The following is a 20,797-nucleotide window of genomic DNA, read 5'->3' as shown; positions in this document are numbered from 1 at the left end:
CCGGACGTCAAACTATTGAGAGATAAAGGGTACTGTTCAGGCGTGGTGAGCTCTTTCTCGAGTAGCACACCAATAATCCGCGCTTCATGTTGAGTAAGTTCCATTTTGATCCCTTAATAAAAAAGCATGGCTTTGTTATAACAGAGCCATGCTTCAATGCAAAGGTGGTTTAACTTACATCACCTATAATCGCTGTATTTATAGCCGTTTATACAGGCTACACAGTCAGATATTAATCGACTAAGCGGATCCCTTCGGGTGAGATAGTGATCTGCTCTTTCTTATACAAGCCACCAATACTCTTTTTGAAGGCTTTTTTACTCATAGAAAGTTGAGAGTATATGACTTCAGCATCTGTTTTATCATTGAGAGGTAAAAAACCGCCAGCTTGTTTTAATTTAAATAAGATGGTTGTTGAATGTTGATCTAACTCTTCTTTGACGCCTTTCTGCAAAGATAAATCAATTTTACCATCGCTTCTAACACGCTTAACAAAGCCTTTGATTTTTTGACCAAAGCTAAGACGAGTGAAGACTTCATTGGTATAAAGTACACCCCAATGTGCATTGTTGATTATCGCCTTAAAGCCAAGATCAGTGGTTCCACCAATAATAAGACTCACTTCTTCACCGTCTTCATAAGTAGGTTCTGTTAAATCTAAGAACTTATCGACTTTGGAGGAGGCTACAATGCGGTCATCAACGTGACTGGTATAGATATAGACAAGGTATGATTTACCTTCTTCAATTTCACGATGTTGCTCGCCAAAAGGTAGCAGTAGATCTTTGTCTAATCCCCAATCAAGAAAACATCCGTAGGGACCATTCACTTTTGCTTCCAAAAAGGCAAACTGGCCTACTTGTCCTAATGCACGTTTAGTCGTTGCAATAACCATGTCTTCAGAATCTAAATAGAGAAACACGTTGACCATATCGCCGACATGGCACTCTTTCGGGACGACTTTGCTCGGGAGCAGCACCTGACCTAAGTCCTTGGCATCTAAATAAACGCCAAATTCAACTTGTTTGACAACTTCGAGCTTGCAGGGTTTGCCTATCTCAATCATGTTTCTCTCTACTTTTTAACTATGACAACTAACTTCTGCAGCGATTATAGTGGAATTCATTTCAATATGCTTTAGTCACAATGCACTAATACAGAGAAGATGTGATTTAGCCTGAATAAATGAGGTCATTTTAGGGGGCGTTTTGTTGTTGTGGTCATGGTTTGGTCCGTTAGGTCAAGCGATACGAATATTTTTGCTTAGATCCTTAAGGTTAAGCTTGATTTATTCAACTCCTCAAGGTTTAATTGCGCCCCAAAAAACACGGTCAAATAGCGTTAATAATACGTAATGTTTGCTCGGTGTTTAACAAGGTTACCACCGACAAAAACGCAGTGATGAATTCAACCCACGCGTTTTACATGCTATGTTTATCAGCTAGCAACGTCAGATTTTAGTGCGCGTAAAGGCGGTAAGTGCAGCAGCACAGGACATAGAGTTAGTCATTTTTTCGTGAATGGCACAGAGTAATAAGATGGTTAAATGGAGCAATGGGCTTTGTTTGACGTTATATAGGTTAAATAGGCAGGTTAGGAAAATATGAGCAATTGGTCTATTGATGATGCACGTGCAAGTTACAACGTAAACTATTGGAGCCAAGGGCTCTATGGTATTAGTGATGAGGGAGAAGTGACAGCCTCTCCAGATCCTAGTCGTCCTGATTGTAAAATTGGGTTAAATGAACTTGCCAAAGACATGGTTAAAGCGGGCGTTGCTCTGCCTGTTTTAGTTCGATTTCCACAGATCCTTCATCACAGAGTTAATAGTCTGTGCCAGGCGTTTAATCAGGCGATTCAAAAGTACCAATATGAAGCTGACTATCTATTAGTCTACCCGATTAAGGTGAATCAACAACAAACGGTTGTTGAAGAGATCTTGGCGAGTCAGGTTGAAAAAGAAGTGCCGCAATTAGGGCTTGAGGCGGGAAGTAAGCCTGAATTAATGGCTGTTCTTGCAATGGCTCAAAAAGCCAGCTCTGTGATTATCTGCAATGGTTATAAAGATAAAGAATATATTCGCTTAGCATTAATTGGCGAGAAGCTTGGGCATAAGGTTTACATTGTGCTTGAGAAAATGTCTGAGCTTAAAGTGGTGCTAGAACAAGCTAAAGAGCTTGGCGTGACGCCGAGACTCGGCTTAAGAGTGCGTTTAGCATTTCAAGGCAAAGGTAAGTGGCAGGCGAGTGGCGGCGAAAAGTCTAAATTTGGGCTGTCAGCCGCACAAGTTCTCAAAGTTATCGATGAATTGAAATATGCAGGTATGTTGGACTCATTAGAGTTATTGCATTTTCATCTAGGATCGCAAATTGCCAATATTCGAGATATTCGCCAAGGCGTAAGTGAAGCCGGCCGTTTTTATTGTGAATTAATGAAACTAGGCGCCAATGTTAAGTGCTTTGATGTTGGCGGTGGGCTGGCGGTTGATTACGACGGTACCCGTAGTCAAAGTGCAAACTCGATGAACTACGGTTTAACTGAGTATGCCAACAATATCGTTAGCGTGCTTAATGATATGTGTAAAGAATATGAGCAGCCGATGCCGAGGATTATCTCAGAATCTGGCCGCTACTTAACCGCACATCACGCGGTATTATTGACAGATGTTATCGGTACTGAGTCATATAAGCCGGAAAACATCTTACCTCCTGCTGAGGATGCACCACAATTGCTACAAAATATGTGGCAATCTTGGACTGAAGTGAGTGGTAAAGCGGATCAAAGAGCATTAATCGAAATTTTCCATGACTGTCAAAGCGATCTTAGTGAAGCGCATTCTCTATTTGCATTAGGACAACTGAGCCTTGCAGATAGAGCCTGGGCAGAGCAAATTAACTTGCGTGTATGCCATGAGTTACAAGGCAGCATGAGTCCGAAATATCGTTTCCATCGTCCGGTTATTGATGAGTTAAACGAAAAGTTAGCCGATAAGTTCTTTGTTAATTTTTCATTGTTTCAGTCATTGCCTGATGCATGGGGGATTGATCAAGTCTTTCCGGTATTACCCCTTTCAGGATTAGATAAAGCACCTGAACGCCGCGCGGTAATGCTTGATATTACCTGTGACTCTGACGGTATTGTTGATCAATATGTTGATGGACAAGGTATTGAAACCACGCTGCCAGTACCTGCTTGGACGCAAGAAAGCCCTTACCTTATAGGCTTCTTTTTAGTCGGGGCATATCAAGAAATCTTAGGCGACATGCATAACTTATTTGGCGATACTAACTCTGCAGTGGTTCGAATTGATGAAAATGGCCGCACTAATATTGATTCGGTATTAGAAGGGGACACGGTCGCAGATGTGCTTAGGTATGTGAATTTGGAAGCGGTTTCATTTATGAGAACTTACGAAGAATTAGTTAATAAGCATATTGATGAAGATGAGCGCAGTAGTATTCTTGAAGAGCTGCAGTTAGGCTTAAAAGGGTATACGTATCTAGAAGATTTTTGATCGTTTAGATAGATGTTGAGTTTTATCAGACCAGTGTTGAGTGTACTCAGCGCTGGTCTTATTTTTTACGCAAAAAAGAGTAGCTAGATGTTTTTTGAAGGTTCAGAAAAGAAAATCGAGCTCCGAGTCAAATGTGGAGTTCGTTCACTACGAAGCTATGAACGTGCGTTCTGGGATCGTGGACTTACACTAGCAGGAGCAGATATTCTTTCCGTCATGTCAAATGACGACTGTGATGCTTATATCTTAAGTGAATCTAGCCTTTTTGTTTGGGATAACAAACTATTACTCATTACATGTGGTAATACCAACCTAGTTAAAGCTGGCATTTTTTTGATTGATGAAATCGGTGCAGATAATATTTCATCATTTAACTATCAGAGAAAGAGCGAGTTTTTGTCTCACCTTCAATCTACACACTTTGAAGATGACGCTAAACAATTACAATCTAGGCTAAGCGGAACCGCATATCGTGTGGGTCATTTAGATGGTCATCACCATTATCTTTTTTGCAGCGAAATGACTGAAAAACTCAGCAGTAGCACTAGTTTGTTGATGTATCATATCAAAGGCGAGGTCGCTGATTACCTTCGTCAACCCAATCAAATCAAGCCGATGATATTGAGCCTGCTCAATCTACACGCATTATTACCCGATTTCATTTTTGATGATCACCTTTTCGATCCTTGTGGCTACTCAGTAAATGGTTTGAATGGCGAACAGTTCTTAACCGTTCATATTACACCTCAAGCACAAAGTGCTTATGTGAGTATTGAAACGAACTTGAACTTTGAGCTGTATGCGTTCAATATATTCACCGCCATGTTAAATATCTTACACCCCCGTAGTTGGGATGTGATCGGTGTTAATCAACAAATTAGCACGAGTGGCTTTCCTGAACATATTGAAGTAGCTCGTTGTGACCTGCAGCTTAATACAACTAATTATTTTAATTATAAACATTACATTCAAGCTGCTAGCGACAAGTTAACAGCTCATATATTGTGAATTTAGACCTTTTACGGAGCTTTTATGACTACTATCGCTGACAAACCTGATTACTCGCTTTACTCAAATGCGTTTGGCTATTTAAGATTGCCATTAGAGTTTAAGCCATTAGAGAGTGATGCAGATGTTGTGGTGTTAGGTTTGCCTTTCGATATGGCAACCACAGGACGTTCAGGCGGCCGCATGGGACCGGGTGCAATCCGTCAAGCCTCCGTTAACTTAGCGTGGGAAGAGTCACGCTGGCCTTGGAAATTTAAACTAAGTGATCACATTAAAGTGGTTGATGCCGGTGATCTTGTTTATGACTGTGGTGACTCTGCTGACTTTACTAAGCGAGTTGAAGATTTTGCTACGGCAATTGTTGAGTCTGGTAAAGCGCTATTGAGTTTCGGTGGTGATCATTTCGTTACTTTACCGCTACTACGTGCTCACTATAAAAAACATGGGAAAATGGCGTTACTCCATTTCGATGCGCATACTGACACTTACAGCCAAGGCAGTAAGTATGACCACGGTACGATGTTTTATCACGCACCGAAAGAGGGCCTTATTGCTGCAGAACACTCTATTCAAGTGGGTATAAGAACGGAGTACGATCAATCAAACCACCTCTTCAAAGTGATTGATGCAGGCGCCGCGAATGATCAAAGTGCTGAGCAAATCGTCGCACAAATCCGTGAAAGAGTCGGCGATATGCCGATGTACGTTACATTTGATATTGATTGCTTAGATCCTGCATTTGCGCCAGGCACAGGCACACCTGTATGTGGTGGTCTAACGAGCGATAAAGCGATGAAAATCATTCGTGGTTTGAATGGTATGAACATCGTTGGTATGGATGTGGTGGAAGTCGCACCAGCGTATGATAGTGCTGAGATCACTGCATTGGCAGGTGCCACATTAGGGCTTGAATTATTGCATGTTTGGGCTGATTCTAACGGCAAAGTTAAGTAAGCTATTGGGACAGGTATTTACATGAATATCTGCAGTACTTCTTTTTGCATGCAATATGAAAGGATTGATAGATGTCAGAGCTAAGCGATATCAGGCGAGAGTATTCTCTAGGAGAGATGCACAGTGAGAATGTGCCTGATGATCCGATGGACCTTTTTACTTCTTGGCTAGAAGTGGTTAAGGACTCAGAGATAAAAGATCCAACCGCAATGTCAGTTGCCACTGTGGATGAAAGTGGTCAGCCGTTTCAGCGGATTGTTTTACTTAAAAGATTTGGCAATGATGGCTTTGTGTTTTTTACCAACCTTGAGAGCCGTAAAGCGCAGCATATTGCTCATAATTCACAAGTAAGCTTGCTATTTCCTTGGCATACGTTAGAAAAACAAGTGGCGATAACCGGTATAGCCGAACCATTATCAAAGACGGAAGTAGTGAAATACTTCATGTCTCGCCCAAAAGACAGTCAAATTGCGGCATGGGTTTCCAAGCAATCTAGCCCCATTTCAGCCAGGAAAGCACTGGAAACTAAATTCGCCGAGATGAAGGCTAAGTTTGCCAATGGCGATGTTCCATTGCCAAAGTTTTGGGGAGGCTACATCGTTAAACCAAAAAGTATTGAATTTTGGCAGGGCGGCGAGAACAGGCTGCATGATCGATTTATTTATGTTAAATCAGCCGATGGTCAATGGCAGCGAGATAGACTAGCCCCGTAGTCATTTATTAGTAAGAATGCCACTTCATTAAGTGGCATTTTTGCTTTTAACGGCAGCAAAATCGCCCCATGTACTAAAATAATCACATACTGTGAAATTAGAATTTACTGTGTGAGGTAACCGCTTGTGCTAAATTAGCAGCTGATGTTGTTTTGCATATTGATATCTATCACTATTTTTCTAGAGGGAGCAACCATGAACAATATAATAATTGGATTACTACTCATTCCGTTATCGTTTGTCACGTCAGCAGCAAGCTGGAAAGTGACAAATGATGAATCAAACGTCAATTTCATTTCGATTAAAAAAGGCGATATCGCCGAAGTTCACCATTTTAAAACCATTGCGGGAACGCTCAATGATAATGGCGAATTTGAGTTGACCATTTCTCTTGCGAGTGTTGATACCCAAGTTGAGATCAGAGACGAACGTATGGGGTCGTTATTGTTTGACGTTGATAAATACCCCAAGCTGACGTTATCTGCCAAAGTAGATAAGAAGCTGCTTAATAGTATTGCCGTTGGAGAGTCAAAAATCGCCACGATTGATGGGCAGGTGGACTTACACGGCAAGAAAGTGAGTCTCCCCTTTACTGTGAGCATTGCTAGGCTTTCTAACGCTAATCTACTCGTTGCGAGTGTCATGCCAGTGATTGTTAATTCAGACAGCTTCGGTTTGACGCAAGGTATTGAAAAGCTGCGCGAGATAGCAGGGTTGTCGGCAATTAGTAAAGCGGTGCCAGTCTCCTTTATTTTGAACCTCAAGAAATAGATCTAGGCAATATCATTTCACTTTAAACTCAGATAAGATTCTTATCCAAAAGAATTTGCGGCTCTTTTTGAGCCGCTTTATCATTTATGCACTTTGCATATTTCGGAAGGGATATGGTTACCGATACAGACGGGTATATGCACCTTGTTCAATATTTGACTGAACATTTAGGTATATTTGAAAACTCGCAACAACAATCAGCGGCTGAAGACACGGTTATGGAGCTGTTTGAAGAACAGCTTGCAGCTCAAATTATCATGGTTTGTGGTCAAAACCCGTCTTTGAGCTTTGCTCAGCGAAACATAGTGATTAGAGAGGTTGACTCGATTGTGTATGATCTTGAAGAGATCCTTGCAAGAGTGGCGACGCATAAAGCAACTGCTGAACAGACATTGTTCATTACAGAGTTTTCATGCCTGATCAAGAACTTGTTTGACCAAGAGATTGCTAAGCTCATGGCAGCATAGTGCAAATTGATTTTATATTTCGTTACAGAATTCTCTCTATTTAGCCTTGTTGCTTGTTTCAATAAGGCCTAATGTTCAGTTATGAACATTGAGAATTCGATGCTAGAAAATCTAAAGCGCTCTATAAATGGACAACATTTGCTTGTTTATTTTTGCTTGTTTGTTTTTTGGTGTTTTTTGCGCCTATTCAGTCAGAATGCATTGGACTTAGGCTGGGGTTTTTTCCCTCTCGTCATCTCTCTCCCTTTTGTACCGTTTATCCTTGTCTGGCTAGGTGTGCAGTTTTATCGGAACGTTAGGCTCTATAAACAGAGTTTTCATAAGCGCTGGTATGTATGCCATTGCGTCTTTTCTGCTATGTTGTTGGTGCTATTTGTTCTTCATTTCTTCTGAGCACTTGTTTAGACACTTTGTTCAACCTAACGTCAGCTTTGAGCTGCTAAATTTATTTGGTTGGCGTGCTATCGATAAAAATTCAAGCTTATTGAATTGTTTATCGATGAGATAAGCATCATTTCCGATACAGCTTTGGCGCCAAACGGTAAGATTTCTTGCTATGATAACTTCAAACAAGCCATAAATTGACTTAACTATATTTAGGAATAGCGATGCTAAAAAAAATGGGATGGTGCCTCTTGACCTTGATGACTTCATTATCTGTTCAGGCCAATGATAAGGCGGTAATTGGCTCTACAGCGAATATGTTTGTAGCACATGCAGATTTACCCTATGTTGCGCGTATAGATACAGGGGCGGTGAATACCTCTTTACATGCTGTCGATCTTAAAGTGGAAGGTGGAAGTGCTAAAAACATGAAAGACAACATCGGTAAAACGTTGTCCTTTACGACCGAAAACGCAACGGGTCAGTCTAAACGAATAAAAGCTAAGATTGTTAAGACATCGACAGTCAGTAATTCTCAAGGCACAGAAACACGCTATATGGTCGACCTAGATGTTGGCTTTAAAGGAGAAGAGCGAAAGGTAAGAGTTAATTTACGTGATCGTAGCCATATGGATTATAAATTGCTCATTGGCCGTAATTGGCTCAAAGGCCGCTATGTAGTGGATGTTTCTGATAAAAAGTATATTGGCCCGACCGCTCCGATCAGCATTGTTGAGTCAGGTATGATGTTTAAAACTCGTATTGATACGGGAGCGGTAGAAAACTCCTTACATGCTGTCGACTTTAAGATTGAAAATGAAGAGACCGACATGAATAAAAATGTCGGTAAGGTGATTCATTTTACCACTGAGAATGAAAAGGGTGAGTCTAAGGTCGTAAAATCTCGTATCGTTGAAACATCACTTATTCGCAACGCGCAAGGCAGTGAAACCCGCTACATGGTTGAACTCAACATTGGCGAGTTAGGTGAAGAATATAAAGTTAAAGTTAATCTACGAGATAGAAGTAAAATGACCTACAAGCTGTTAATCGGCCGTAACTGGATACAAGGTCATTATATTGTCGATGTATCAATGTAGTTTGATTGACGCTCTTTAGGCGTATAAAAAAGCACTCTAATGAGTGTTTTTTTATGTCAGCGATAAAGAGCAACTGATTTGTGTTTTATATTGAGCTCCAGCCTGCAAGCTGCGCAATTGTACTTTTCCATTAAACTCACTTTGCAACCACACCGACAATGTAGATATTGTGCCATGAATTTCATTTTCAGTAATTTGCAGCTGTAATGCATCCCGTTGGTTTGTGGTAAATCCTTTGCCATTATCATATACGGTGATGATCAGCTCATTTTTCTGTTTCACCAAAATTAGCTTAATACTTTTGTTCGTTTGATGAGGATCAAACGCATCGGTTAACGTGTTATTAATGAGCCTATAAAACAGGATTAAAAAGTGCCAATGGATACCGTCTACGATGAGCCTATTATCACTTTGGATCTCTAGATCAATATCTGCGTCGACAAACTTAGGCCGTAATAGTGCGATGATATGCTCTAATAGTTGGACTAAATCAATTGGCTTAGCCCCATAGTCTTGCGCTGAAAGTAAGTATTCTAAATGTCTTAAACGTTCTGTCTGTTCTGTCAGTTCTACACCAAAATCAGCCGCATTAAGGGTACCATTGGATAAGCGGTAAGCCTTGGCTGCGAGTTCATCTTGCTGTCGAAATATTGGCCTGACAAGGTTTGCCACTAGGGTAGGGTATAGTGCTTGATTATCAAGTTTAACTTTTTCGTAGTTAAACTCCTTATTTGATTGTATGCGTGCTTGTACCGTTTCATCTTGTAGTCGTTTATTGGTCTGTTCCAATTTTTCAATGAAACGGATGTTTTTGGACTTTTCTTGCCTGAGGATCTCAAACTGGGCTTTGTTTTTTAGCTCAAGCTTTTTGGTTTCGGTTATATCAAATGCAATCGTGCCTATGGATACAACCTCTTGTTGACTGTTCAATATTGGAAATTTGGTAACTAAATAGGTGTGAAAATTGCCTTCACTTGGGAATGCTTGCTCGTAACTGAGTTCTCGTTTCTGCGTGAGAACCATCTTATCGTTGTCGCTATTTACTTTGGCAACATCTCTGGGCAATACTAAATGGTCTCTCACACCAATAATGTCATCTCGATTTAACGCAACAGTACGGCAGAATTGATCGTTAACAAGTGTGAGCTCACCATTGATATTTTTGATGAATATTAAGTTATGTGCGGAGTTCAATACTAAATTGAGCTGCTCTTTACTCTCTTTTAGTTCTGCTTGTGCTAGCTGTTGAACCTCTAACTGCTTTTCTAAAGCAAGGTTGGTGGCATCTAAACTGGCCAGGGCTATCTCTAATTGGTGCGTGCGGGAACTGAATGCTTTTGCGAGCATGCCAATCTCATCTTTTCGATTATTGCTTTCAAGCTCAATTAATGCCGAGTTGCTATTGTTGAGTGCGTTCACCATTCGACTAATGGGGTTAATAAAGAGTTTGTTTTGCAAAATGAATAACAACATCAGTGCAAAAATCTGAATGCCCACTAAATAAAGACCTACGGAACTCGCCATCGACTTAGCGCTGGTTTCTACCGCTGTTAATGGCGTCACAAGGATTATTTTCCAATAAGTCCCCGGCATTAAGAAAACGGTGACAATAACAGGCTCTTGCAGTTGCGGATCATTGTCGAGCTCTATGCTGGCAATTAATTGAACACTTTGCAGTTTGTTTTTTGCATTTTGGTTAATCAGCGCGGTAAGTTTGGCACGTTCATTTGGCGGGATATTTGCCGTAACATTTTCAAGTTGCTTTGCAGTGTAAGCCTTGTCTATATTGGCTTGGCGCATAAACTCTGCGTCGATTTCATCTATTCTAGCTTGCAGTGGTTTGAACGACTCATATTGCTCGGTGAAATCAGCAAAAGGTTGAAATAAACGCTTTAGGACTCCCTCTTCAGTAAGATCAGTATCTAGGCTTGGGAATGAGAGCAGCCTATTTTGCTGATCCAGTGCAAATACATAGCCTCTTTGTCCAGATAGGGCTGTTTTGAAAAAACCGTCGAGACTCGATAGCGCAACATCAACGGTAGATACGCCAATAAACTCATGATGAGACCACATCGGCACCGAGGCGGTAATCATGGGATCTTGTGTAAAAGGGTCGATATAAGATTTAGACCAATATGTCGTGTCTGCTGGGTAATACTTTGCTGGGATATACCAGTTTTCTTGGTAGTAATTAGGGTTGTCGTCTTGGTTATAATCGTCAACTTTGAGCAGTTTCCCGCTGGGGTTGCGTGCCCAGAAATGGCTATCTTTACGTTTATCTTTGTCAAAAGCCTTGGGCTCGGGCCAAACTCCACCGCCGAGAATAACCGCTTCTTGGCCTAACTGATCGAGTAATGCTGGAATACTTTCGTCTAAAAGAGAAGGGTTGTGCTGGTACAGCTCACCAAGCGCGCTAATGGAGACGGCTAAACGTTCAATTCGATTGGTTTTTTGCTGCAAAGTTGCTGTAATCGCTTTACCGACATTAATATTCAATGTTTGCTGATTATCAATGAGTCGATTTATTTCAATAGACTTAAGAAACCAAACACTGGCTAAGATGATGATTGTAGCCACCGCGAGTTGGATGAACATGAATTTCATCGGTAAACTTTTACGCCAATCAGTCAATTTAGGGGGGCGGTTCTTACGATTTTGCATGCTAAAGTTACGCTCAAATAGTGAGTTGCTTCCTTAACGAGCATCCATACTGTTTAAGGATAAAATTGAAACGATAGGTCAAGTATACAAGCCTTGTTAAATTATTGTAAAACAATACACTATTAGGATTGTAACAATTTAGATAGTGACACAAAAAAGGGCAGCACTAAAGTGCTACCCTTTTTTATATTAACAATGTTAACTATATTTTGAGCCCTATCAACAATGTATCAAGTTGTTCCGCTGTTGCGTGCAGTTCATCGCAGCCTGCAACGGATTGATTAGCGGATTGTTCAACATCATGGGATTGATTGCGGATCTCCATTAAGTTGGTTGCAATTTCATTGGCAACGGCAGATTGTTCATCGGCGGATGTTGCAATCAATATGCTCATTTCGTAGACCTTAGCACTATGATGCGCAATGCCTTGAAGATCGTTACCGGTATCAAGCACATGTTTTTTACCTTCTTCAGCCTTTTCGACCGTACGGCCCATGACATGTTTTAGATTTCTCGAACCAGATTGAAGCGCCTCGATCATCGATTTTATCTCAACTGTCGCGGCTTGAGTTCGTCCTGCTAGCGTTCTGACTTCGTCAGCGACGACGGCGAAACCTCGACCTTGTTCTCCTGCTCTTGCGGCTTCAATTGCAGCATTTAACGCGAGCAGGTTAGTTTGCTCGGAAATAGCATTAATGGTCGTAACTACTTCATCAATTTTTGCGGCATTTTCGTTAAGATTATTGACAGCATCAGACGCTTGCGCAATTTCATTACTGAGGCCACCAATAGCATCCACTGTTACAGCTATGTCTCGAGAGCCTGCATCAACTTGGTTATTTGCTTCTTGGGTTTCTATAGACGACTGTTCTGCATTGCGGGCAACCTCTTTCACTGCGGCTGTCATCTCTTCCATTGCGGTCGCAAGAGAGTCTAAATGCTGCCTTTGGTTCATTGCCAGCGATTGGCCTTCTTGAGCTGTATCTCTAAATGCTTGCACTACGTTACGGATCTGGGTGTTGGCATGGGTCATTTGAGTGACCAGCTTATGCTGCCGATCAACCAAGGTATCGATACTAATCGCTAAGATACTAAACTCATCTTTGACTTCAAAAAAGTTAAGTCGACCGGTGAGATCGCCATCAGCTGCTCTCTTTAACGCCATAACATTGGTGTATAACGCGCCACCGACAAAGCTAGAGATATAATAACTGGTGATTAAAATTAACAGAATCAATCCAGCAAGCGTACCGTAGATAAAATAACCGTTGCTGCTCTCTTGCTCTAATGCAATATTCGATACCGTTATCAAGCCGTTTTGGCTGCGGCTGACACTTTTAATACGGTTACCTTGTACTTGAGCTCCTCCGCCCTGACTTGCTAAGGATTTGGCATCTCGCGTAGCCTCATTCTCATCATATAGGCTGATATCACCGTTCAACGCATTTAAAAAAGGTTGTTTGTCTTCATCTGCAACAAATTGATAGGCTTTGTCGAGCGCATCGCTCATTTTTTGATTATATTGCTGAGCTTGTATCAGTTGAGATTGTTGTAGGTTTTCATCGAAATGATGACTTAATACGAGCGTGAAACCTATCAAAGTTAAAATAGGAATTATTGCCATAACAGCAAATTTTGATTTTAACGTCATATGGATAAGGTATTTATCGACCCAGCGAAACTTAACTTCTTTCATAATTTTCTCTCAATCCTAGAACGGCGACCATATTATTTATCGGCAAAAACAATAATTACTTTACCAATGTGTTACAGATTCATATCTGTTTGTGGTTTTTTTGTTCTTTAGATGGGTTAAGTAATTGAATCTGTTATATAGCTTGGGTTTTCTGATGTTAACTAATCGCGATAGAGTACCTTTGAGGCAGAATAATAACCCGCTTATATCTACGCAAAGGGGCGCAAATTTTACAACGCGAGCGAATAGGAGTGGTTTGTACTCGAACAAGGACTAAGCAAAATAAACAGTTAGCTTATAAAAAGGCGTAATTAACCCTAGTAAAATAGGGTTTGCTCGCGTAAAATTTGTGTCTTTTTCTATTTTCACCTAAGAAAATATGTAAGCCCGAAGACTCGTAGGTTTTCCTACATGCACTGGAAGAGATGATGTCACAGTTAACAGAGATCGTAGAACAGGCCTTAGCCGCCATCAAAGACGCTACAGATTTAAAAGCGCTTGATGACCTCCGTGTCGATTACCTTGGTAAGAAAGGTAAAATCACTGACATGATGAAGATGATGGGGAAACTACCCCCAGAAGAGAAACCGGCCTTTGGTCAAGCTGTGAACCAAGCTAAACAAGCGGTTCAACAGCAACTGTCTACACGCATCGATGGATTGAAAGCGGCAGAGCTTGAAGCGCAGTTGAAAGCTGAGAGTATTGATGTGAGCCTACCTGGGCGTCATATCGAGACCGGTGGACTGCACCCCGTTACTCGTACGATTGAGCGTATTGAGAGCTTCTTCGGTGAACTTGGGTTTACAGTTAAAGATGGTCCAGAAATTGAAGATGACTTTCATAACTTCGATGCATTGAACATTTCAGAGCATCACCCAGCGCGTGCTGATCACGATACTTTCTATTTTAATCCGAAAGTGATGTTGCGTACTCAAACATCTGGTGTACAGATCCGTACTATGGAGCATGAAAAGCCTCCACTGCGTATTATCTCTCCTGGCCGTGTATACCGTAACGATTACGATCAAACACATACGCCAATGTTCCATCAAGTTGAAGGTTTGTTGGTTGCTGAGAAGGTTAACTTCGCAGAGCTTAAAGGGATATTGCACGATTTCTTACGTAATTTCTTTGAAGAAGACTTAGAAGTGCGTTTCCGTCCATCTTACTTTCCATTCACTGAGCCTTCAGCAGAAGTGGATGTAATGGGTAAAAATGGTAAATGGTTAGAAGTGCTTGGTTGCGGCATGGTACATCCAAATGTACTGCGTAGCGTGGGGATTGATCCAGAAATATACTCTGGTTTCGCCTTCGGTATGGGTGTCGAACGTTTATCAATGTTGCGCTATGGCGTGAATGATTTACGTTCTTTCTTTGAAAATGATCTTCGCTTCCTTAAGCAATTTAAATAAACGGAGCTGTATAGCATGAAATTTAGCGAATCTTGGCTTCGTGAATGGGTTAACCCAAGCGTTAATCGTGAAGAATTAGCACACCAAATTACGATGGCGGGTCTTGAAGTCGACGGTATTGATACTGTTGCTGCAGAATTTAGCGGTGTAATAGTAGGTGAAGTTGTAGAGTGTGGTCAGCATCCTGACGCGGATAAACTCCGCGTGACTAAAATTAATGTGGGTAGTGAAGAGCTAATCGACATTGTTTGTGGTGCTCCAAATTGTCGTTTAGGCCTTAAAGTTGCCGTTGCAATGGTTGGTGCTGTTTTGCCTGGTGATTTTAAAATCAAAAAAGCAAAACTCCGTGGCGAACCTTCTTTCGGTATGCTTTGCTCATACGGCGAGATAGGTATCGACATTGAAAGTGATGGTATTATTGAGTTACCAACCGATGCGCCTATCGGTCAAGATATTCGTGAATATCTGCAACTTGATGATGCGGTTATTGATGTAGATTTAACCGCTAACCGTGCCGATTGTTTAGGTATGGCGGGTTTGGCTCGTGAAGTGGGTGTATTAAACCGTCAAGCGGTTACTGAACCAACTTGGGAAGCGGTTACGGCAACCATTAGCGATGAAGTGAGTATTGATCTTCAAGCTGAGCAAGAGTGTGGACGTTATTTAGGTCGCGTTATCAAAAATGTCGACGTTAAAGCGGCTACCCCTCTTTGGATGCAAGAAAAGCTACGTCGTAGTGGCATTCGTTCAATTGACCCGATTGTTGATATCACTAACTTCGTGTTGATTGAGTTTGGTCAGCCAATGCATGCATTTGATAATGCTAAATTGGAAGGCGGTATTCAGGTTCGCAAACCTAATGGTGAAGAGAAGCTGACATTACTTGATGGTAATGAGATCACTATCCCTGAAGGTATGTTGATTATTGCCGATCAGGTTAAACCATTAGCACTTGCTGGCGTATTTGGCGGCGAGTACTCAGGTGTTACTGCTGAAACTACCGACATTATGCTTGAGTGCGCATTCTTCGCACCTTTAGCCATTTTAGGTAAAGCTCGTAAAATTGGTTTGCACACAGATGCATCACACCGTTTTGAACGTGGTGTTGACCCAGAGTTGCAACATAAAGTAATGGATCGCGCCAGCCGTCTCGTGCTTGATATTTGTGGTGGTGAAGCGGGCCCTGTCGTTGAAGCTAAATCTGACGCTAACTTGCCACAACCAGTACAAATAGTATTGCGTCGCAGCAAGTTAGATCGCATTTTAGGTCACCATATTGAAGATAGCGATGTCACTGAAATTCTAGAGCGTCTTGGCTTTGCGGTTGACGTTAGTGAAGGACAGTGGAGCGTTACTACAGCGACTTACCGTTTTGATATGGCAATTGAAGAAGATTTAATTGAAGAAGTTGCTCGTATCTACGGTTATAACAATATTCCAAATATTGCACCAATTGCGCAACTAAGCATGTCTGATCACAATGAGTCTGATATCAGTCTTAAACGTGTTCGTAGCATGTTGGTTGCACGTGGTTTCCAAGAAGCGGTTACTTATAGTTTTGTAGATCCTAAACAACAGAATCTGCTGCACCCTGGTGCAGAGGCGATGATTTTACCGAATCCTATTTCGGTTGAAATGTCAGCAATGCGTTTATCGATGTTTACCGGTCTTTTATCGGCAGTCGGTTATAACCAAAGCCGTCAGCAAAATCGCGTTAGATTATTTGAAAGCGGCCTGCGTTTCATCCCCAATGCAACGGCAGACTCTGGTGTGTCACAGCAACCTATGCTTGCCGCGGTTATTTCAGGTAATCAGAATGATGAGCACTGGTCAATGGAATCAAATACCGTTGATTTCTTCGATCTAAAAGGTGATCTCGAAGCCGTCATCGGATTAACGGTTGCGGACAGTGAATTTAGCTTTAGAGCAGCATCACATCCAGCGCTTCATCCGGGCCAATGTGCTGAAATATTGAGAAATGATTGTGTTATTGGTATCATAGGCACGGTTCATCCGACCCTTGAGAAGCCATTTGGCCTTAATGGCAAAACAATTATTTTCGAGCTCGAATTAGACGCGTTATTGCATGCTAATTTACCGCTAGCCCAGACTGTATCTAAGTTTCCAGCGAACCGTCGTGACATCGCCATCGTAGTCGATGACTCTGTTGCAGCGGCTGATGTTGTAAAAATGATAAGAAAAGTTGGCGAAAATCAGTTGGTTGGCATAAACTTGTTTGATGTATACCAAGGTAAAGGTGTAGAGGAAGGCAAAAAGAGCCTTGCAATCGCACTCTTATTACAAGATAACTCTCGTACACTTGAAGAGAAAGAGATCGCAGCGATGGTAGATGTGGTGGTTTCTTCTTTGAAAGACGAGTTCAACGCATCGTTGAGGGACTAAAAGTATGGCACTTACCAAAGCCGAAATGGCAGAACATCTTTTTGAAACGCTAGGTATCAATAAGAGAGTAGCGAAAGAGATGGTAGAGACGTTTTTCGAAGAAGTTCGTCAAGCCCTTGAAAGTGGTGAGCAGGTCAAGCTATCTGGCTTTGGCAATTTCGACCTGAGAGATAAGAATCAAAGACCGGGAAGGAACCCAAAGACGGGAGAAGATATCCCTATTTCAGCGCGCCGTGTTGTGACGTTCCGTCCAGGACAAAAGCTGAAAAGTCGCGTCGAAGAAGCTAACGCAAAGAAGTAATTGCACTAGCATCGTGATGAAGAGGCCACTCAATTGAGTGGCTTTTTCTGTTATTCATCTGCTAACGAGGTTTTGCGTTTGTCTAGAAAACCTAAATATTTTGACCGTCGCTTCAGGCTATCTTTATTACACCCTAAGTATTGGCTTACTTGGGTAGCGATATTAGTGTTAGTGCTTTTTGGCCTTATGCCTGCGTGGTTAAGAGATCCCATCGCGCGTCAGTTGGCTAAACTCGTAATGAAAATTGCGGTAAAGCCTATTGAAGTTGCAAGAGCAAATTTAACGACCTGTTTCCCTCATAAATCGGATGATGAGATAGAGGGGTTGATTCGAGATAATGTCGAAAATTTTGTAATGATTTTGCTAGCTCAATCAGAGCTGTTAGTTAAGTCTCGTCAAAATATTCGTAACAGAGTTAAACTTATTGGCTTTGAGCATGTTGAGCAAGCAACCGCAGCTGGGCAACCGGTGATTTTTATCATGCCGCATGTGTGGGGTATTGAGTATGCAGGTCTGCGCCTAAATCTTGATTTACCTATGGTCTCTATGGCTAAAGCCCACAAGAATGACCTCTTTAACTGGTTTAATAATCGTATGCGCAGCTCGCAAGGTGGCAACATCTATATGCGTGAGGCGGGGATTAGAGCATTGCTCTCAGAATTAAAGCGCAACAACAGCTTTTTTTATCTACCCGATGAAGATCTTGGACCCGATAAAAGTATCTTTGCGCCATTTCTCGGCACGACTAAAGCAACGCTGCCCGTGGTTGGCCGTCTAGCTCAAGCAGGAAATGCGCAAGTGATGCCGGTCAAGATTGGTTATGACCAAACTAAGCGTCAGTATGAGTTAACGGTGATGCCGGCCATCGCACCTGACAGCATGCAGGGGAAAGAGAATGAAGCGATTGCATTGAATAAAGCGGTAGAGCAAGTCATATTAGCTTACCCTGAACAATATATGTGGTTTCTTAAAGTCTTAAAAACACGTCCTGAAGGCGAAGAGTCTATTTATAAAAAGAAGCCACGTAAGCAATAATGACTCTGGTCACACACCATTAAAAAGCCGCAATATTAATTGCGGCTTTTTGCTATATATTAATACTGAACGTTAAACCCAATCGAGCTTAAACGATAAGTTGATACTCATTGCGCAAAGTATCAATGATCTCTTGCTTTGGGTTTTCACTTATGTGAAGTTTCTTACCGATCACTTTCTCTGCAATACCAACGTAGGTATTTGAGATATCCATCATTACCGATTCTGGCAGTTTGTTGTCTTTAGCGAGTGAGAAACGCTCTTCCATGCGGTTTTTATTGAGTAAGATATCCGCATCAGAGAAGTGGTTTAGCAGCCACTGTCTAAAGCCTTCTTTTGATTGCTCAATGATCTTACCGTCACGATGAGAACTACCATCCCAAATACGTGAGCTATCTGGGGTGCCGACTTCATCCATATAGATGAGTTTTTCGTTGCCAGCTGCGTCATGGACATAGCCAAACTCAAATTTGGTATCAACAAAAATCTGATCTTGCTCTGCTAATGCTTCGCTTATCACATCAAAGCCTTCAGAAAGCAATTTCTCATAAAGATCGATGTCATCAGTATTGCTGAATTTAAAGCCCTTATAATGACGTTCTATGTCACGACGAGATACATTGACATCATCAGCTTCAGGTACGCCTTCAAGGCCAGTTAACACCCCTTTAGTTGAAGGAGTGATAAGGATCTCAGGCAGTTTTTGGTCTTTCTCTAAACCTTCAGGCAGCGTGATCCCGCAAAACTCTCGTTCACCTTTGCTATAAGCGCGCCACATTGAACCGGTAATGTATTGGCGGGCAATCGCTTCAATCATCACTGGGCGTGCTTTTTGGACAATCCATACCAGCGGGTGAGGAATATCAAGGATATGGCTATCAGCCAAGCCTTTCTCTTTAAATAACTTAAACCAGTGGTTTGAAATCGCGTTTAATGCTGTTCCTTTACCAGGAACACCATTTAAACCGTTCTCACCTTGCCATACGCAATCAAAAGCAGATATACGATCACTGATCACCATTATTGCTAATGGGGCGTCAGAGGGAACGTCATAGCCTTTATCTTTGATTAAGCGAGCGCTGTCTTCTGCTGTTAACCAGTAAACACTGCGAACTTTACCAGAATGGACAGGTTTGTCGGTACGGATGGGAAGGTTGTCATTTACGACTAAAACTTTATCGGCAAGATTCATAGGGCACACTTTTATTATTAAGAAGCTTCATTTTAGTGGCGCAGATTGTATCAGAACTTAGAATTGGCAACACTATGACAAGCGCTGTTTTATGTCAGTAGAAAACAGTGTTCTTAATAAAAGAAAATAACATCACCTAACTAAGAGTGAGACTCATTGATAATGACTGATAATTCTTGCTATCTCACCGTTAGCTTTCATCTGCAAAATTTGTAGATCAATCGAGTCGATAAGCTCCTGCGGTACGGCATCACCGTAACTTAAGTGAATGTCGACAGGTGCGATAGCATCAGGAATATCTGTAAAATTAAAGGTGGATGCATCTATCTGGTGCTGTCTAATGCTATACAAAACCCGACTCTTCATTTCGATAAACAGATCCCCTCGACCATTTTTAAGGGCAAGAAGTGCACTTTTGTGGCTGTTAAGTTCAAGTGTATTCATCGCATTCTGTTGGATTATGGGTGTTAGGCCAGGGTAATCAAATCCTTTTAGCAGGATAACGGTTTTGTCGACTACATCGTTAATATTCAATGGGGAATCATGCTGACTCTTTAGCGACACCATAATATGTTCTGCGCTGAATAAAACCTGTTTTGAAAGACGTTTGCTTTGTGCCATATGATCATCGGCAGCACGCCATGTAGGTGAGCCATAACTTATCCAATTAGGGTAGGACTGTTGCTTGATCTCGTAAAGGTAGCGTTTGAATGGCATGATCTGATGGTCAATTTCAAGTGACTTTTTCTGTGCAATAAATTTAACGATGTCAGTGATGGTCCCTGACTGCACATGGTCGGTCACACTGTTGATTTGAAACGGCTCTGCTTGTTCCGCTATGATCAGGTAAGTGAGTTTTTCAGCGGTAACAGACTGACTAAACAGTGTACATAAAAGCGCTGTAATTAAGGCAAGTGAGTTGATCATACGGCTCATGGCTAATCCCTAATAAGAGGTGGCTCATTCGCGATAAGTATATCGACTATTTTATTGGATGTAACCTGGCACTGATACACATCTACGACCCCACGAGACGGACTCCCATCCCCTATGCCGTCTTCTGCATGAAAAAAAAACATAATACATCTCGACTGATGCTTTCATCCTCGCATATCGACCCTTATTAGATGAGTTGTCGCTGACGTATCCACAGTATTGTGTGATGATGGTGCTTTGGAAAGAGCCT

The 20,797-nt window shown here is 41.7% G+C and carries 17 protein-coding genes and 1 pseudogene; 12 read left to right on the top strand and 6 right to left on the bottom strand.

Annotation, left to right across the window (positions count from 1 at the left end; all coding sequences use genetic code 11):
* On the bottom strand, positions 1–104 hold a 104-nt coding region (locus CXF82_RS02605; RefSeq protein WP_145991648.1), incomplete at its 3' end, for a DUF480 domain-containing protein.
* A gap of 128 nt (positions 105–232) precedes the next feature.
* Positions 233–1,066: a CvfB family protein gene (locus CXF82_RS02600; protein ID WP_101091214.1), complete on the bottom strand. Its 834-nt coding sequence runs from the start codon at positions 1,064–1,066 to the stop codon at positions 233–235.
* A 537-nt stretch (positions 1,067–1,603) separates the two neighbouring features.
* Between CXF82_RS02600 and speA the strand changes: the two genes are divergently transcribed.
* The 7 genes from speA (at position 1,604) to CXF82_RS02560 (ending at position 8,911) form a co-directional block, all read left to right on the top strand.
* Positions 1,604–3,514, top strand: coding sequence for a biosynthetic arginine decarboxylase (gene speA / locus CXF82_RS02595; protein WP_102043624.1), 1,911 nt, complete (start codon positions 1,604–1,606; stop codon positions 3,512–3,514).
* An 87-nt stretch (positions 3,515–3,601) separates the two neighbouring features.
* Positions 3,602–4,522: an adenosylmethionine decarboxylase gene (locus CXF82_RS02590; RefSeq protein WP_102039997.1), complete on the top strand. Its 921-nt coding sequence runs from the start codon at positions 3,602–3,604 to the stop codon at positions 4,520–4,522.
* A 24-nt stretch (positions 4,523–4,546) separates the two neighbouring features.
* Positions 4,547–5,476 carry an agmatinase gene (gene speB / locus CXF82_RS02585; protein WP_101091211.1) on the top strand — a complete coding sequence of 310 codons (930 nt, stop codon included), beginning with the start codon at positions 4,547–4,549 and terminating at the stop codon, positions 5,474–5,476.
* Between the two features lie 71 nt (positions 5,477–5,547).
* Positions 5,548–6,189 (top strand): pyridoxamine 5'-phosphate oxidase, encoded by a 642-nt coding sequence (pdxH, locus tag CXF82_RS02580; protein WP_101091210.1) that lies wholly within the window; start codon positions 5,548–5,550, stop codon positions 6,187–6,189.
* A 195-nt stretch (positions 6,190–6,384) separates the two neighbouring features.
* The gene (locus CXF82_RS02575; protein ID WP_102043623.1) at positions 6,385–6,960 is read left to right on the top strand and encodes a YceI family protein; all 576 of its coding nucleotides are present in this window, start codon (positions 6,385–6,387) and stop codon (positions 6,958–6,960) included.
* Positions 6,961–7,073: 113 nt separating this feature from the next.
* Positions 7,074–7,427, top strand: coding sequence for a DUF3802 family protein (locus CXF82_RS02570; protein ID WP_101091208.1), 354 nt, complete (start codon positions 7,074–7,076; stop codon positions 7,425–7,427).
* A 608-nt stretch (positions 7,428–8,035) separates the two neighbouring features.
* Positions 8,036–8,911, top strand: a complete 876-nt coding sequence (locus tag CXF82_RS02560) for a putative ATP-dependent zinc protease (RefSeq protein WP_101091206.1) — start codon at positions 8,036–8,038, stop codon at positions 8,909–8,911.
* 51 nt (positions 8,912–8,962) lie between these two features.
* Here the strand turns inward: CXF82_RS02560 and CXF82_RS02555 are convergent, their stop codons facing one another.
* Together CXF82_RS02555 and CXF82_RS02550 are read right to left on the bottom strand one after the other, a co-directional pair.
* A complete protein-coding gene (locus CXF82_RS02555; RefSeq protein WP_102039998.1) occupies positions 8,963–11,572 on the bottom strand; it encodes a PDC sensor domain-containing protein in 2,610 nt (869 codons plus the stop codon).
* 202 nt (positions 11,573–11,774) lie between these two features.
* Complete coding sequence (locus tag CXF82_RS02550) at positions 11,775–13,268, bottom strand: methyl-accepting chemotaxis protein (protein ID WP_102043622.1); 1,494 nt, start codon at positions 13,266–13,268, stop codon at positions 11,775–11,777.
* Between the two features lie 428 nt (positions 13,269–13,696).
* On the opposite strand from CXF82_RS02550, the gene pheS reads away from it, so the two are divergent.
* The 4 genes from pheS (at position 13,697) to lpxM (ending at position 18,419) form a co-directional block, all read left to right on the top strand.
* The gene (pheS, locus tag CXF82_RS02545; RefSeq protein ID WP_101091203.1) at positions 13,697–14,680 is read left to right on the top strand and encodes a phenylalanine--tRNA ligase subunit alpha; all 984 of its coding nucleotides are present in this window, start codon (positions 13,697–13,699) and stop codon (positions 14,678–14,680) included.
* 15 nt (positions 14,681–14,695) lie between these two features.
* Entirely contained in the window at positions 14,696–17,083 is a 2,388-nt protein-coding gene (gene pheT, locus CXF82_RS02540) for a phenylalanine--tRNA ligase subunit beta (protein ID WP_102040000.1), read from the top strand.
* A gap of 4 nt (positions 17,084–17,087) precedes the next feature.
* Positions 17,088–17,384 carry an integration host factor subunit alpha gene (ihfA, locus tag CXF82_RS02535; protein ID WP_101091201.1) on the top strand — a complete coding sequence of 99 codons (297 nt, stop codon included), beginning with the start codon at positions 17,088–17,090 and terminating at the stop codon, positions 17,382–17,384.
* Between the two features lie 78 nt (positions 17,385–17,462).
* Positions 17,463–18,419, top strand: a complete 957-nt coding sequence (lpxM, locus tag CXF82_RS02530; protein ID WP_101091239.1) for a lauroyl-Kdo(2)-lipid IV(A) myristoyltransferase — start codon at positions 17,463–17,465, stop codon at positions 18,417–18,419.
* A gap of 88 nt (positions 18,420–18,507) precedes the next feature.
* Here the strand turns inward: lpxM and CXF82_RS02525 are convergent, their stop codons facing one another.
* The gene (locus CXF82_RS02525; RefSeq protein WP_101091200.1) at positions 18,508–19,611 is read right to left on the bottom strand and encodes a phosphoribosylaminoimidazolesuccinocarboxamide synthase; all 1,104 of its coding nucleotides are present in this window, start codon (positions 19,609–19,611) and stop codon (positions 18,508–18,510) included.
* Between the two features lie 153 nt (positions 19,612–19,764).
* Positions 19,765–20,547, bottom strand: coding sequence for a type 2 periplasmic-binding domain-containing protein (locus CXF82_RS02520; protein ID WP_102043621.1), 783 nt, complete (start codon positions 20,545–20,547; stop codon positions 19,765–19,767).
* Between the two features lie 148 nt (positions 20,548–20,695).
* Between CXF82_RS02520 and CXF82_RS22695 the strand changes: the two are divergent.
* Positions 20,696–20,797 (top strand): annotated as a pseudogene (locus tag CXF82_RS22695) (MarR family transcriptional regulator); the annotation flags it as partial.

The organism is Shewanella sp. GutDb-MelDb (assembly GCF_002836075.1).
Lineage (GTDB): Bacteria > Pseudomonadota > Gammaproteobacteria > Enterobacterales > Shewanellaceae > Shewanella.
Note: the sequence above shows the minus strand (reverse complement) of the source record. Positions and strands in the feature narration are given on the sequence as shown.

Excerpts from the sequence above, each read along its gene's own strand:
- CXF82_RS02520 (WP_102043621.1), bottom strand. The coding sequence starts at position 20,547 with ATGAGCCGTATGATCAACTCACTTGCCTTAATTACAGCGCTTTTATGT.
- CXF82_RS02575 (WP_102043623.1), top strand. The coding sequence starts at position 6,385 with ATGAACAATATAATAATTGGATTACTACTCATTCCGTTATCGTTTGTC.
- pheT (WP_102040000.1), top strand. The coding sequence starts at position 14,696 with ATGAAATTTAGCGAATCTTGGCTTCGTGAATGGGTTAACCCAAGCGTT.
- speA (WP_102043624.1), top strand. The coding sequence starts at position 1,604 with ATGAGCAATTGGTCTATTGATGATGCACGTGCAAGTTACAACGTAAAC.
- pdxH (WP_101091210.1), top strand. The coding sequence starts at position 5,548 with ATGTCAGAGCTAAGCGATATCAGGCGAGAGTATTCTCTAGGAGAGATG.
- speB (WP_101091211.1), top strand. The coding sequence starts at position 4,547 with ATGACTACTATCGCTGACAAACCTGATTACTCGCTTTACTCAAATGCG.
- CXF82_RS02600 (WP_101091214.1), bottom strand. The coding sequence starts at position 1,066 with ATGATTGAGATAGGCAAACCCTGCAAGCTCGAAGTTGTCAAACAAGTT.
- CXF82_RS02590 (WP_102039997.1), top strand. The coding sequence starts at position 3,602 with ATGTTTTTTGAAGGTTCAGAAAAGAAAATCGAGCTCCGAGTCAAATGT.
- CXF82_RS02555 (WP_102039998.1), bottom strand. The coding sequence starts at position 11,572 with ATGCAAAATCGTAAGAACCGCCCCCCTAAATTGACTGATTGGCGTAAA.
- CXF82_RS02550 (WP_102043622.1), bottom strand. The coding sequence starts at position 13,268 with ATGAAAGAAGTTAAGTTTCGCTGGGTCGATAAATACCTTATCCATATG.
- CXF82_RS02570 (WP_101091208.1), top strand. The coding sequence starts at position 7,074 with ATGGTTACCGATACAGACGGGTATATGCACCTTGTTCAATATTTGACT.
- CXF82_RS02525 (WP_101091200.1), bottom strand. The coding sequence starts at position 19,611 with ATGAATCTTGCCGATAAAGTTTTAGTCGTAAATGACAACCTTCCCATC.
- ihfA (WP_101091201.1), top strand. The coding sequence starts at position 17,088 with ATGGCACTTACCAAAGCCGAAATGGCAGAACATCTTTTTGAAACGCTA.
- CXF82_RS02560 (WP_101091206.1), top strand. The coding sequence starts at position 8,036 with ATGCTAAAAAAAATGGGATGGTGCCTCTTGACCTTGATGACTTCATTA.
- pheS (WP_101091203.1), top strand. The coding sequence starts at position 13,697 with ATGTCACAGTTAACAGAGATCGTAGAACAGGCCTTAGCCGCCATCAAA.